Here is a 12,357-nt window from a genome sequence, read left to right as displayed (position 1 = left end):
GTTACTTGAGGTTCAGCACGTCGAACATGTCGAACAGGCCCGCGCGCTGCGTGGCCAGGAAGCCCACCGCGCGCAGGCTGCCCTGGGCGTAGCCGGCGCGGCTGCTGGACTTGTGCGAGATCTCCACCCGCTCACCCGTCCCGGCGAACAGCACCGTGTGGTCGCCCACGATGTCGCCGCCGCGCACGGTGGCAAAGCCAATGGTGTCTGCCTTGCGCTCGCCCGTGTGGCCGTAGCGCTCGTACACGGCACGGTCGGCGAGCCGCGTGCCCTGCGCCTCGGCAATCACTTCGCCCATCTTCAGCGCCGTGCCCGAGGGGGCGTCCACCTTGTGCTTGTGGTGCGCCTCGATGATCTCGATGTCATAGCCCGTGCGCAGCGCCTGCGCGGCCATCTGCAGCAGCTTGAGCGTGACGTTCACGCCCACGCTCATGTTGGGCGCGAACACGATGCCCACCTTCTGCGCGGCGGCCTCGATCTGCGCCTTCTGCGCATCGGAAAAGCCCGTGGTGCCGATGACCATCTGCACGCCAAGTTCCGCGCACACGGCCAGGTGGGCCAGCGTGCCCTCGGGGCGCGTGAAGTCGATCAGCACGTCGGCGTCCTTGAGCCCCTCGCGCAGGTCAGCGGTGATGACCACACCGCTCGCGCGCCCCAAAAACGCGGCGGCGTCCGTGCCCACGGCGGGGTTGCCGGGCTGGTCCAGCGCACCGGCCAGCACGCAGCCGTCGCTCGCATGAATCGCCTCGATGAGCATGCGGCCCATGCGGCCAGAAGCGCCGGCCACGGCCACGCGGCGGGGAGCGGAGGAGGAAGAGGTCATGTCAATTCGCAATCCAAACAGGGGGCGGTTCTGCTGCGTCCAGAGCGACGCGCTGCAGCGGGCGCACCGGCCGCGTTCAACGGCGCGGAGATTCCAGCGGCGGATAGCTCGTGGTGGGCGGCAGAGCGGGTGCGGCGGCCGGCTCGGCGGCCGGCTCCGCCTTGGGAAAGCGCGCGAGCTGCGCCTCGGTGGCCTCAAGCTGCGGCACCTTGGGCTTGGACACCTTGGTGGAGAGCGAGGCCACGAACTCGGCCTCGGTGGGCATCTCGTCGCCTTCGACACGCTCCATCACGTTGTCCTTGAAGAACACGGTGAGCTTGCGCGTCTGCACCTCGACATCGGGGCGCTTGAGGGTGAAGACGTATTCCCAGCGGTCGGAGTGGAACACGCTCACCATAAGGGGTGTGCCCAGGATCTCACGCACCTGCTGGCGACCCATGCCAGGCTGCAACATCTGCACCTGCTCGCGCGAGATGAAGTTGCCCTGCACCACGTCCACCTTGTAGGGCGTGACCATGCCGGCCAGGCGATTGCCGGTGCCCGCGCAGCCGGCCATCCCGGCACCAATCAACACAATGGCGCCCCAGCGGGCGCCCCAACGGGCGGGTGCAAACATGGGTTTATGCATAGGGGATATGATCCGGCCCATTGTAGCGGCTGGATCTTCTGGGCCTTGCGCGCAAGCCGCCGGTATCCATGGTTTCGCCCTGGCACACGAAAGACCTTGTCATGACGAACATCGACGAACTCAAAAGCACCGGCCTCAAGGCCACGCTGCCCCGGCTGAAGATCCTGGAGATCTTCCAGAAAGGCGCCCAGCGCCACATGACAGCCGAAGACGTATTCCGCGTGCTGCTGGACGAGCGCTCGGACATCGGGCTGGCCACCGTGTACCGCGTGCTCACGCAGTTCGAGCAGGCCGGCATTCTGATCCGCAGCAATTTCGAGAGCGGCAAGGCCATTTACGAACTGAACGAGGGCCAGCACCACGACCACTTCGTCTGCACCGCCTGCGGCAAGGTCGAGGAGTTCTACGACCCCGAGATCGAAAAGCGCCAGAACCTGATCGCCCAGGCCAAGGGCTGGGTGGTGCACGACCACGCCATGGCACTCTACGGCCAGTGCGCTAATTGCGCGAAGAAATAAGAGCCCGGCGCCCTCAGGAGGCGCCGCCCCGCTCCATGGCGCGCCGGTGGCGCTCCACGAACTCCTGATAGGTATCGATGCCGCGCAGTTGCAGGATGGTGTTGCGCACAGCCGCTTCCACCAGCACCGCGATGTTGCGGCCCGCCACCACCTGGATCACCACCTTGAGCACCGGCACGCCCAGTACGTCCTGCGTGAGCGGCTCGTAGGGAAGGCGCTCGTAGTCGCGTTCCAGCGTCTCCTTGCGCACCAGGTGCACGATGAGCTTCAGCCGCATGCGCCGGCGCACTGCCGTTTCGCCGAAGATGGCGCGAATGTCCAGCAGACCGATGCCGCGCACCTCCAGCAGGTTCTGCAGCAACTCGGGGCACTTGCCCTCGATGGTGGTCTGGTTGATGCGGTACAGGTCCACCGCATCGTCGGCCACCAGGCCATTGCCGCGCGTGATCAGCTCCAGCCCCAGCTCGCTCTTGCCGAGGCCCGACTCGCCCGTGATGAGCACGCCCAGACCCAGGATGTCCATGAACACGCCGTGCATGGTGGTGCGGTCGGCAAAGTGCTTGGACAGGTAGGCGCGCAGCACATCGATCACGAAGGCCGCGGACTCCTGGGTGGAAAACATGGGGATCTGCGCGCGTTCGCACATGGACACCACCTCGTCCGGCGCGGCCTGGCCGTCGGCCAGCACAAGCACGGGGGGCTCCAGCGTGACGATGCGCGCGATGCGGCGCTTGCAGTCCTCCGGCGTGGCGTTGGTCAGATAGGCAATCTCGCGCTCGCCCAGGACCTGCGCACGGTAGGGATGGATGTAGTTCAGGTAACCCACCAGGTCCGCACCCGAGCGGGCGGCACGCACCGCCACCTCGGCAAAGCGCCGCTCGGACGCGCCCAGGCCCGCCACCCACTCCCATTTCAGGAGGTTGCGGAACTCCTCGAAGAGCACATCCGCGCTGACGACGTTGGGTTTCACGGCGGCGCGATGGCGGTGGCGTCAGGCGCCCTGGGCGGACTGCCAGCCCGCGATCAGCGCATGCAGGCTGGCCGCGTCGGTATGGGTCTTGAGGCGTTCGCGCAAGGCGCCGTCGCTCAGCAGTTCGGCGATTTCCGAGAGGATTTCCAAGTGCTTTTGCGTGGCCGCCTCGGGCACCAGCAGAAAAATCAGCAGCGATACGGGTTGCTCGTCGGGCGCGTCGAAGCCGATCGGCTGCGCCAGTTGGAACACCGCCGCCATGGGCGACTTCAGCCCCTTGATGCGGCCATGGGGGATGGCCACGCCATGGCCCAACCCGGTCGAACCCAGGCGTTCGCGCGCAAACAGGCTGTCGGTGATCAAGGCCCGCGACAAACCGTGCTGGCTTTCGAACAACAGGCCCGCCTCCTCAAAGGCACGTTTTTTGCTGGTGGCATCGACGCTCACGAGCACTTGTGCGGGAGGCAGTATGGAAGCAAGTCGATTCATGGTCTGAGCGACGATTATGCACGCCTAGCGGAAACCCTGAGAGTGTATCCACTGGCAACAAAAAACCGCCCTGGCTGGGCGGTTGCGGCACCGCCGGCGCGTTCCGGCGGTACACAGGCCGTCAAGGGACAGTTCAAGCCGTGGCGGCAGCTGCTGCCTGAATGGTGGCGCGGCGTAGTCCGGCCTGGTGGTCCTGCAGACGGTCCTTGTGGCGCACAACCATGCGGTCGAGCTTGTCCATCAATTCGTCCACGGCGGCATACAGGTCGAAATGGGTGCTTTCCACGAACAGGTCATTTCCTTTCACATGCACGGTGCATTCAGCGCGCTGGCGCTTTTCCTTTTCCTTCTGCTTCTCCACGGTCAGTAGCACCTTGACATCCACCACCTGATCGAAGTGGCGGGTAATGCGGTCCAACTTGGACGTCACATAGCTGCGCAATGCGGGGGTCACTTCAAGGTGATGGCCGCTGATCGTCAAGTTCATAGACAAGTCTCCTGTGACTCACAGTTGAAAAACACCGCCCCTTGCCGGTGCGGGGCGGTCTGCGAACGTGAATGCATTCAGGCCTGGGTTCACTATGCGCCCGCCGCCAGCGCAAATCAATCGTTCCCGCGCATGGCGCAAGGGATATGACAGGAAGGTGTCAAACCGACCGAAACGCATCACAATGGCTGGGTTGCCTCCAGCGCCGACCGGGGGCTCCAGCCTCTCCAACCCGCGTGCCTTGTGGCGGGTGCACGGCGCCCGCACGGGGGCCGCGTCGCTAAAATCCCTTCCTTCGACCTCGCCACCGGCGGGGCGTCTTGCCCCAACGTCCACCGCGCGCCTGCATTGCGCGAGCGCCTTCCGTACGACCGCCATGACCCAGCCCAGCACCTCTGCACTGCACACCTCCGCCCTGACCTCGCTGCCGCTCCTGGCACGCGGCAAGGTGCGCGACAACTACGCCGTGGGTGACGACCGCATCCTGATGGTGGCCAGCGACCGTCTCTCGGCCTTTGACGTGATCATGGGCGAGCCCATTCCCGGCAAGGGCGAGTTGCTCACCCAGATGGCGCTGTTCTGGTTCGGCAAACTGGGACACATCGTGCCCAACCACCTCACGGGCGAGGCGCCCGAGAGCGTGGTCACGCCCGCGGAGGCCCCCCAGGTGCGGGGCCGCTCCATGCTGGTGCAGCGCCTCAAGCCCATCCCCATCGAAGCCGTGGTGCGCGGCTACCTGGCCGGCAGTGGCTGGAAGGAGTACCAGGAATCGCGCTCCGTCTGCGGCGTGCCGCTGCCAGACGGCCTGACCAATGCCGCCAAGCTGCCACAGACCATCTACACACCCGCCGCCAAGGCCGCCATGGGCGAGCACGATGAGAACATCAGCTTTGAGCGCACCGTGGAGATCGTGGGCCTGGATCTGGCAACCCGGATCCGGGACATCTCCATCCAGCTGTACGAGGCCGCCGCCGCCATCGCGCTGGAAAAGGGCATGATCATTGCCGACACCAAGTTCGAGTTCGGCCTGGCGCCCGACGGCACGCTGGTGCTGATGGACGAGGTGCTCACGCCCGACAGCTCGCGCTACTGGCCCGTGGAGGGCTATGCCGAGGCCCTGGCCAAGGGCGAGAACCCTCCCAGCTACGACAAGCAGTTCGTGCGCGACTGGCTGGAGCAGGCCCAGGTGGGCGGCAAGCCCTGGAACAAGACCGCCCCCGCGCCGCGCCTGCCGCGCGAGGTGGTGGAAAAGACCGCTGCCAAATACCGCGAAGCGCTGGAGCGACTGACCGCCTGATTGCTTGCGCGACGCCCCTGGCCGGGGATCGGCCGGGGATCGCCAACGCTCGCTCAGAACTGGTGGTTCAGCGAGAGCTGGTAGCTGCGCGGCGCGCCGTAGTAGCCCGCGTAGCGCAGGGTGTTGATGTACTTCTCGTCGGTGATGTTGTTCACATTGAAGCGCAGCGTCGTCTTGGGCTGCAGCTGCCATGCGATGAAGGCGTTGAGCACGGCATAGCTGCCCTGGCGCACGGTGAAGCCGCTGGCTTCCATGTTGGAGATCTTGCTCTGCCACCGGGCGCTGGTGCCGAAGGACAGTGCAGGAAGGCTCGGTAGACGCGCCTTGAGCGCGAGATTGGCCGTATGGCGCGGCACCCAGGCGTAGGTGTCGCCGCCATCCGGGCCGGTCAGCTTCAGGGTGGTATAGCCGGCTGTCAGGTCGATATGGTTGTTGAGCCGGCCCACGGCTTCCAGCTCCACGCCGGTGGACTTCACGTCTTCGGGCGCGTAGACCGCCTGGCCATTCTGGTTATAGGTGCCCGTGGGCGTGGCCAGGCCCGACTGCTTGGCCTGGAACACCGCGACCGATGTCAGCAGGCGCTTGTCCAGCCAGTCGGCTTTCAGGCCCGCCTCGTAGTTGGTGCCCTTGCTCGGGTCGAGATAACGGTCGTTCGCATCGGCCTGGCTCTGCGGGAAATACAGGTCGGAGTAGCTCACGTAGCCCAGCACGCTGGGCGTGAACTCGAACGTCAGCCCGGCATAGGGGCTGGTCTTGCTGCGTGAAAGGTCCGAGGCCACGCCATAGCTCGTTCCGTCGCGGCTGTATTGCGCGTGGTTGACTCCCACCACCGCCTTGAGCCGATCCGTCAGCGTGAACCGCATGGTGCCAAATGCGCGCTGCAGTTTCTGGTTCAGCGTGCTTTCGAGGGCCAATGGGCCCCACTGCGGCTCGGGAACAAGGTTGCCGGGGTACGGAAAGCCCGGCAGCGCGATGGCGCTGCAGGCACTGGCGCCGCAGTCCGACCCGGCGTATCCATTACCCGTGTATTCGCTCTTGGCCCAGCTCACACCGAACAGCGCCTCGTGCTGCCGTCCCAGCATGTCGAAGCGACCGTTGACGGTGGCGGTGGCCAGGTGGGCATCCATCGTGTCTTTGCCGCCCCACGCATAGCCGACCAGACTGGAGCCCGAGGGAAACGCGTAAAAGAGCTTGCTGTCGTTGTCGATGGCGCGGTAGTTGTAGGCCAGCTTGAGCTGCCAGTCCATGCCGATCTGATGGGCGTATTCCACGAAGGCCGTCTTGGTCGTGGTGTCCCAGCGGGTCCAGTCCTGCGTCGTGGATGCGTTGCGGCCCCGTGCGTTCTGGGTGCCATCGGCATTCATGAAGGTCAGGGCGCCCCACATGTTGCCCGTGGAGTCGGACTGCTGATGGGACAGGCCCAACGTCAACAGGCCGTTGTCGCCCACCTGCCCATCCACAACGCCATAGAGGAACGTGCGCTCGCGGTCGAAACTGCGCAGGTGCGAGCCGCCCTCTTCGCGTGCCGCCACGACCCGGCCCGCCCAGCGGCGATCGGCGGTGAGCGGCCGCGAGTAGTCCGCCTCGACGCGCGTGGTCCCCCAGGACCCATAGCTCAGACCCAATGAGCCCTGCTCCTTGTTGGTGGGACGCTTGCGCACGAAGTTGATCGTGCCCGCCGCATTGCCCACGCCGGTCAGCAGCCCGTTGGCGCCGCGGATGACTTCGATCTTTTCGTAGCCGAAGGAATCCATGGCGCCGGTGACGATGCCCCAGTCATTGGGCAGGCCGACGCCGTCGATCTGCGTGTTGGCGATGTCAAAGCCGCGCGCGGTGAACGTGGTGCGGTTGGTCTCCCACTCGTCGACGATGATGCCGGTGCTCAATCGCAGCGCTTCGTTGAGATTGCTGGTGCCGAAATCGCGCATTTGCTCGGTGGTCACGATGCTGATGGATTGCGGCGTTTCCTTGATGTCCAGATCCAGCCCGGTCGCCCCGCTGCTCACCCGATCCTCGCGCTGCTGGACAATCGTTACCTCCTTCAGCGTAGGCTCGACGGGCGCACTCGCCTGGGCCCATGCGGCGCCCATCAAGGGCGGCTGCACGATCAACGTCATGAGTGCGATGGAGCGCACGACGGGGCGGAGGGGATGGGGGTTCATGGACGACAATTCCCTTGGTTTCAACAAATGGGAATCATTATCATCTCGATTTGTAAAAAACACTGTCGCGCAAATGCCGCGCCTGCCGCGATGCACGCATCAGAACTTCTGTTTTTGTAGCGGCTGGCGCTCACCCACCAAGCGCTAGAGGCCAATTTTCTTCATGCACCCGCATCAACCACGGCGAACGCCGCGGCATGGGTCGCAGCGCACTCACTGGGGTTGCATGGGTGGCTCGTCGTCCTCGGGCCGCGGCGCGCCCCATTCCTCGGCCACGAAGCGCAGCAGGGGCGTGCCGTCCTCGCCGCGCAGCTCCAGCGTCCGGCCTTGCTGCCGGTAATACGCCACCGCGCCCAGGCACTGGAAGAAGGCCGGCTCCGATCCGCCGCCCGCAAGGCACAGGCGCAGGGATGCGCTCATGCGGGACAGCCGCAGTTGCCCGCCCTCTTGCACGTACTGCCCCACGAGACGGTTGCACCCTCCCGAACCGCTCACGCGCCCCGCATCGCGCTGCAGCACCAGATGGGCCGCGGCCTGCCCCTCGGCCGGCGCGTCCACCGGCGCATCGTCCACCACCTCCACGAGTTTCCAGTAGGTCTGGCGCAACGGCACGGATGCGGCCGCCGTGGCTTGCAGCGCTGGCACGCGCGCCAGGATGACGTCCACATGGCGGAAGGCCGGATCGATCAGCACCGGGTGCACGCGGGGTGTGTCCAGCAGCAGGCGCCCCTGCTGCATGACCGCTGCGCGCACCTCGTAGCGGCCTTGGGCGTGGACGTCTGCCTGGCGGTACGGAATGCGCAGCATGTAGGGCAGCGGGCCGGCCGGGTCGATGCGCTGGCGGCCCAGCACCCGCGGCGGATAGTCCTCGCGCGTCACGTCCACGAGCGCTGCCTCGAACAGCGCGTCGGGCGGCACGTAGAGCCGCTCGCGCGAGATCACGGTGCCGGAGATCTGCGCATCGGGCCCCGGGGCCGTGGCGCAGCCGGCCAGCCACGCGGCGGCCAGCAGCAGCGCCGCCCGCCCGGCCGCGTGCAACGGCTGCAGTCCCGCCACCGCGCGCCCGCCCCCGGCGTGGGTCAGCTCAGCACCACGCTGGACAAGCGCCGCCGGTAGCTGGCCACCACCGGGTCCTCGGGCGGGATCTGCCCGTCGGCCACCTTGACCTTCGGGGGCTCGATGATCTCCAGCACGGCCACGTAGGCCTTGCGCGCGGCATCGTCGTTCCAGGCCTTGTCGCGCATGAGAATTTCCAGCAGCTCGTCCATGGCCTCCTGCCAGCGCTGCTGGGCCATGAGCCAGCGTGCGCGTGCAAAGCGCGTCTCGAAGTCGCGCTTGTTGGCCGCAATTTTTGCATCAAATTCGGCTCCAGCGCCCGCCCCATAAGCGCTAGAAGCTACGAAATCAAGAGCATCCATCCACACCTTGAGCGCCCCCAGGCGGCGCGAGACCTCGGCCTTGGCGATGACCGGCGCGAAGGCCACCTTGGCGTCGTCTTCGCGGCCCAGCTGCAGCAGCAGCTTGACGTAGTCAAAGCGCGCGTCGTCGTTGGCCGGGTCGGTGGCGACGGCGTGCTGCAGCTTTTCCAGCGCACCCTCGGTATCGCCCTCGGCGAGCGCATCCAGGGCTTCCTCTTCCTGCTCCTCGGCCTGCAGCTCCTCGGCGCTGGGCACATGCTTGTCCAGGAAGGCGCGCAGTTGGCTCTCGGGTTGGGCGCCCATGAAGCCATCCACGGGCTGGCCATTCATCATCAGCACGCAGGTGGGAATGCTGCGGATGCCGAACATGGCGGCCAGCTGCTGCTCCTGGTCGGAGTCGATCTTGGCCAGGGTGAAGCGGCCAGCGTATTCCACCTCCAGCTTCTCCAGCACCGGGCCCAGCGTCTTGCAGGGGCCGCACCAAGGTGCCCAGAAGTCCACCAGCACGGGCACTTGCATCGAGGCGGCAACCACCTCGGTTTCAAAATTCTCTAGGGTGACGTCGATCATGTGTAGCGGTCCCGGTAGTGCGGCGCACGGCGCCGGTCAATGGTGACGGGGATTCTGCGGCAAATTTCGAGCGCCACAGGTACAAGCCCGCAGGGCCCCTTGTAGTAGCGGGTTAATACCTGCCGCACCTGCAGGCTGCCCACAATGGTCTGTACCCCAGCCACCCACAGCAAAGGAGACTCCCATGGCAGGCAAGAAGATTCTGATGATCTGCGGCGACTACTGCGAGGACTACGAGACCATGGTGCCGTTCCAGGCGCTGCAGGCCGTGGGCCACACGGTGCATGCGGTCTGCCCGGGCAAGAAAGCGGGCGACTACATCAAGACGGCCATCCACGACTTCGAGGGCGCACAGACCTACAGCGAGAAGCCCGGCCACAACTTCACCCTGAACGCCACGTTCGCGGACGTCCAGGCGCAAAGCTACGACGCCCTGGTGATCCCCGGCGGGCGCGGCCCCGAGTACCTGCGCAACGACGCCGCCGTGTGCGCCGCCGTGCGCCATTTCTTCGAAGCGGGCAAGCCCGTGGCCGCCGTGTGCCACGGCGCCCAGCTCCTCGCGGGTGCCGGCGTGCTCAAGGGCCGCACCTGCTCGGCCTACCCCGCCTGCCGCGCCGAAGTGGAACTGGCCGGCGGCCGTTACGCCGACATCCCCGTGGACCAGGCGCACACCGAGGGCAACCTGGTCAGCGCGCCCGCCTGGCCCGCGCATCCCGCGTGGATCGCACAGTTCCTGGCGCTGCTGGGCACGCGCATTACGCTCTGAAGGCAAAAAGGGCTGCAGCGCTCACCCATCAAGCGCAAGCAGCTATCATTTTTAAAGCACACATCTCCTGACTTGACGGCGCCAGCGGCGGGCCGCACCATGGCCCGCCGTCCCCACGCCCGAAGGAGTTCCGCCGTGTGCCAGGTCTTCATCAGCGCCGACCCGCAGCTCTACGCCTACCGCGCCCGCTCCGTGCGGCTGCACGGGGTGGCCACGAGCATCCGGCTGGAGAACCTGTTCTGGCAGGTGCTGCAGGAGATCGCCGCGCGCGACGGCTACAGCGTGGCCCAGCTGTGCACCAAGCTCTACGACGAGCTGGTGGCCGAGCACGGCGCGGTGGACAACTTCACCTCGTTCCTGCGCGTGTGCTGCACGCGCTACCTGGCGCTGCAGCTGTCCGGCGAGATTCCGCGCGACGCGCGCGTGCCCGTCCGCTCGATCACGCTGGGCGCCAGCGCCGCCCTGCTGGCGCATTGACCCCCGGGCAGGCGCACAAAAAGTAAAATCGCGGGCTTCACCCCCGGCGAGCGCACCGCGCGCACCCCCACATGAACCCCATCCAGATCGGCGTGGTCATGGGCTCCAGCAGCGACTGGGAGACCATGCAGCACGCAGTTGCCATCCTCCAGCAATTCGGCATCGCGCACGAGGCGCAGGTGGTCTCCGCCCACCGCATGCCCGACGACATGTTCCGCTACGCCGAGGCCGCCGCCGGCCGGGGCCTGAAGGCCATCATCGCGGGCGCCGGCGGCGCCGCGCACCTGCCCGGCATGATCGCCGCCAAGACCACCGTGCCGGTGCTGGGGGTGCCGGTCGCCAGCCGCCACCTGCAGGGTGTGGACTCGCTGCACTCCATCGTGCAGATGCCCAAGGGCGTGCCCGTGGCCACGTTCGCCATCGGCGCGGCCGGCGCGGCCAACGCGGCGCTGTTCGCCGTGGCGCTGCTGGCCAACGAGAACCCGGCGCTGCGCGAGCAGCTGGACGCCTTCCGCGCCAAGCAGACCGCCGCCGCCCGCGCCATGACGCTGCCGCCGGTGTCCGCATGAACGAGCGCCAGACCGTGATCCTGCCCGGCGCCACGCTGGGCGTGCTGGGCGGCGGGCAGCTGGGGCGCATGTTCGTGCACGCCGCCCAGGCCATGGGCTACTTCACCGCGGTGCTGGACGAGGACGCGGCCAGCCCCGCCGGCCTGGTGAGCCACCACCACATCCGCACCGGCTACGAAGACCCGCAGGGCCTGGCCACGCTGGCCCGCGCCTGCGCCGCCGTGACCACCGAGTTTGAAAACGTGCCCGCCGCCGCGCTGGACACCCTGGCGCGCAGCCTGCCGGTGTCGCCCGCCGGCAGCGCCGTGGCCATCGCCCAGGACCGCGCACGCGAAAAGGCGCACTTCGTGCAGTGCGGCGTGCCCGTGGCGCCGCATACAGTGATCGAAACCGCCGCGCAGCTCGCCGCCGTTCCCGCTGATCTGCTGCCGGGCATTCTGAAAACCGCCCGCATGGGCTACGACGGCAAGGGCCAGGTGCGCGTGGCCACGCCCGCCGAGTTGGCCGGCGCCTGGGAGCAACTGGGCCGCGTGCCCTGCGTGCTGGAAAAGATGCTGCCGCTGGCGCACGAGTGCTCCGTCATCGTCGCGCGCGGGCGTGACGGCACCGTGGTGCACCTGCCCGTGCAGCGCAACCTGCACCGGGACGGCATCCTGGCCGTGACCGAGGTCTACGAAGGAAATCTGCCTCCAGCGCAGACCAGTCAAGCGCTGATAGCTGCAAAATCAGTAGCAGACGGTCTGAACTACGTGGGCGTGCTGTGCGTGGAGTTCTTCGTGCTGCAGGACGGCACGTTGGTGGTCAACGAGATCGCCCCGCGCCCGCACAACAGCGGCCACTACAGCCAGAACGCGTGCGACGTCTCGCAGTTCGAGCTGCAGGTGCGCTGCATGACCGGCCTGCCGCTGGTCCAGCCGCGCCTGCACAGCCCCGCCATCATGCTCAATCTGCTGGGCGACCTGTGGTTCACGGGGGACCAGCCCGTGGCGCCGACTCCCCCCGCGTGGGATGCGGTGCTGGCCCTGCCCGGCTGCCACCTGCACCTGTACGGCAAGGTGGAGGCCAAGCGCGGCCGCAAGATGGGCCACCTGAACATCACCGGCACCACGCCCGAGGCGGTGCGCACCACGGCGCTGCAGGCGGCGGCCCTCCTCGGCATCGCGCCGTTCTGAACGAGGCCCGC

14 protein-coding genes are annotated in these 12,357 nt (G+C 67.1%); 6 read left to right on the top strand and 8 right to left on the bottom strand.

The genetic code is table 11. The annotated features are described in order from the left end of the window. Window position 1 precedes the first annotated feature (1 nt). Complete coding sequence (gene dapB, locus BA022_RS16575; protein WP_088888192.1) at window positions 2–823, bottom strand: 4-hydroxy-tetrahydrodipicolinate reductase; 822 nt, start codon at window positions 821–823, stop codon at window positions 2–4. Window positions 824–899: 76 nt separating this feature from the next. Beyond that, window positions 900–1,439, bottom strand: coding sequence for an outer membrane protein assembly factor BamE (locus BA022_RS16570; RefSeq protein WP_418236098.1), 540 nt, complete (start codon window positions 1,437–1,439; stop codon window positions 900–902). A 113-nt stretch (window positions 1,440–1,552) separates the two neighbouring features. On the opposite strand from BA022_RS16570, the gene fur reads away from it, so the two are divergent. Next, window positions 1,553–1,969 carry a ferric iron uptake transcriptional regulator gene (fur, locus tag BA022_RS16565; RefSeq protein ID WP_088888190.1) on the top strand — a complete coding sequence of 139 codons (417 nt, stop codon included), beginning with the start codon at window positions 1,553–1,555 and terminating at the stop codon, window positions 1,967–1,969. 13 nt (window positions 1,970–1,982) lie between these two features. Here the strand turns inward: fur and hprK are convergent, their stop codons facing one another. From hprK to hpf, 3 genes are all read right to left on the bottom strand, one after another. After that, window positions 1,983–2,939: an HPr(Ser) kinase/phosphatase gene (hprK, locus tag BA022_RS16560; RefSeq protein ID WP_011807010.1), complete on the bottom strand. Its 957-nt coding sequence runs from the start codon at window positions 2,937–2,939 to the stop codon at window positions 1,983–1,985. A 21-nt stretch (window positions 2,940–2,960) separates the two neighbouring features. Next, window positions 2,961–3,428 carry a PTS sugar transporter subunit IIA gene (locus BA022_RS16555; RefSeq protein WP_011807011.1) on the bottom strand — a complete coding sequence of 156 codons (468 nt, stop codon included), beginning with the start codon at window positions 3,426–3,428 and terminating at the stop codon, window positions 2,961–2,963. Window positions 3,429–3,561: 133 nt separating this feature from the next. Further along, entirely contained in the window at window positions 3,562–3,915 is a 354-nt protein-coding gene (hpf, locus tag BA022_RS16550; RefSeq protein WP_011807012.1) for a ribosome hibernation-promoting factor, HPF/YfiA family, read from the bottom strand. A gap of 376 nt (window positions 3,916–4,291) precedes the next feature. Between hpf and BA022_RS16545 the strand changes: the two genes are divergently transcribed. After that, a complete protein-coding gene (locus tag BA022_RS16545) occupies window positions 4,292–5,212 on the top strand; it encodes a phosphoribosylaminoimidazolesuccinocarboxamide synthase (RefSeq protein ID WP_011807013.1) in 921 nt (306 codons plus the stop codon). A gap of 53 nt (window positions 5,213–5,265) precedes the next feature. Here BA022_RS16545 and BA022_RS16540 read toward each other — a convergent pair whose 3' ends face one another. The 3 genes from BA022_RS16540 to trxA form a co-directional block, all read right to left on the bottom strand. Next, window positions 5,266–7,374, bottom strand: a complete 2,109-nt coding sequence (locus BA022_RS16540; RefSeq protein WP_088888189.1) for a TonB-dependent siderophore receptor — start codon at window positions 7,372–7,374, stop codon at window positions 5,266–5,268. A 213-nt stretch (window positions 7,375–7,587) separates the two neighbouring features. After that, a complete protein-coding gene (locus BA022_RS16535; RefSeq protein ID WP_088888188.1) occupies window positions 7,588–8,430 on the bottom strand; it encodes a YbaY family lipoprotein in 843 nt (280 codons plus the stop codon). A 23-nt stretch (window positions 8,431–8,453) separates the two neighbouring features. Then, entirely contained in the window at window positions 8,454–9,362 is a 909-nt protein-coding gene (trxA, locus tag BA022_RS16530; RefSeq protein WP_088888187.1) for a thioredoxin, read from the bottom strand. 184 nt (window positions 9,363–9,546) lie between these two features. On the opposite strand from trxA, the gene BA022_RS16525 reads away from it, so the two are divergent. From BA022_RS16525 to BA022_RS16510, 4 genes are all read left to right on the top strand, one after another. After that, window positions 9,547–10,128: a DJ-1/PfpI family protein gene (locus tag BA022_RS16525; protein WP_088888186.1), complete on the top strand. Its 582-nt coding sequence runs from the start codon at window positions 9,547–9,549 to the stop codon at window positions 10,126–10,128. A 135-nt stretch (window positions 10,129–10,263) separates the two neighbouring features. Further along, window positions 10,264–10,605 (top strand): ribbon-helix-helix domain-containing protein, encoded by a 342-nt coding sequence (locus BA022_RS16520; protein ID WP_015914516.1) that lies wholly within the window; start codon window positions 10,264–10,266, stop codon window positions 10,603–10,605. 71 nt (window positions 10,606–10,676) lie between these two features. Next, the gene (gene purE / locus BA022_RS16515; protein ID WP_088888185.1) at window positions 10,677–11,174 is read left to right on the top strand and encodes a 5-(carboxyamino)imidazole ribonucleotide mutase; all 498 of its coding nucleotides are present in this window, start codon (window positions 10,677–10,679) and stop codon (window positions 11,172–11,174) included. After that, window positions 11,171–12,346 (top strand): 5-(carboxyamino)imidazole ribonucleotide synthase, encoded by a 1,176-nt coding sequence (locus BA022_RS16510; protein ID WP_088888184.1) that lies wholly within the window; start codon window positions 11,171–11,173, stop codon window positions 12,344–12,346. Before purE ends, BA022_RS16510 begins: the two co-directional genes overlap by 4 nt. The last annotated feature ends 11 nt before the right edge of the window (window positions 12,347–12,357 follow it).

It is taken from the genome of Diaphorobacter nitroreducens, from assembly GCF_002214645.1.
Classification (GTDB): domain Bacteria; phylum Pseudomonadota; class Gammaproteobacteria; order Burkholderiales; family Burkholderiaceae_C; genus Diaphorobacter; species Diaphorobacter nitroreducens.
This window is presented reverse-complemented; position numbering and strand designations above follow the sequence as displayed.

Bases quoted from the DNA above. Each gene is read 5' to 3' on its own strand.
- dapB (WP_088888192.1), bottom strand. From the start codon at position 823: ATGACCTCTTCCTCCTCCGCTCCCCGCCGCGTGGCCGTGGCCGGCGCT.
- BA022_RS16570 (WP_418236098.1), bottom strand. From the start codon at position 1,439: ATGTTTGCACCCGCCCGTTGGGGCGCCCGCTGGGGCGCCATTGTGTTG.
- fur (WP_088888190.1), top strand. From the start codon at position 1,553: ATGACGAACATCGACGAACTCAAAAGCACCGGCCTCAAGGCCACGCTG.
- BA022_RS16555 (WP_011807011.1), bottom strand. From the start codon at position 3,428: ATGAATCGACTTGCTTCCATACTGCCTCCCGCACAAGTGCTCGTGAGC.
- hpf (WP_011807012.1), bottom strand. From the start codon at position 3,915: ATGAACTTGACGATCAGCGGCCATCACCTTGAAGTGACCCCCGCATTG.
- BA022_RS16545 (WP_011807013.1), top strand. From the start codon at position 4,292: ATGACCCAGCCCAGCACCTCTGCACTGCACACCTCCGCCCTGACCTCG.
- BA022_RS16540 (WP_088888189.1), bottom strand. From the start codon at position 7,374: ATGAACCCCCATCCCCTCCGCCCCGTCGTGCGCTCCATCGCACTCATG.
- trxA (WP_088888187.1), bottom strand. From the start codon at position 9,362: ATGATCGACGTCACCCTAGAGAATTTTGAAACCGAGGTGGTTGCCGCC.
- BA022_RS16525 (WP_088888186.1), top strand. From the start codon at position 9,547: ATGGCAGGCAAGAAGATTCTGATGATCTGCGGCGACTACTGCGAGGAC.
- purE (WP_088888185.1), top strand. From the start codon at position 10,677: ATGAACCCCATCCAGATCGGCGTGGTCATGGGCTCCAGCAGCGACTGG.
- BA022_RS16510 (WP_088888184.1), top strand. From the start codon at position 11,171: ATGAACGAGCGCCAGACCGTGATCCTGCCCGGCGCCACGCTGGGCGTG.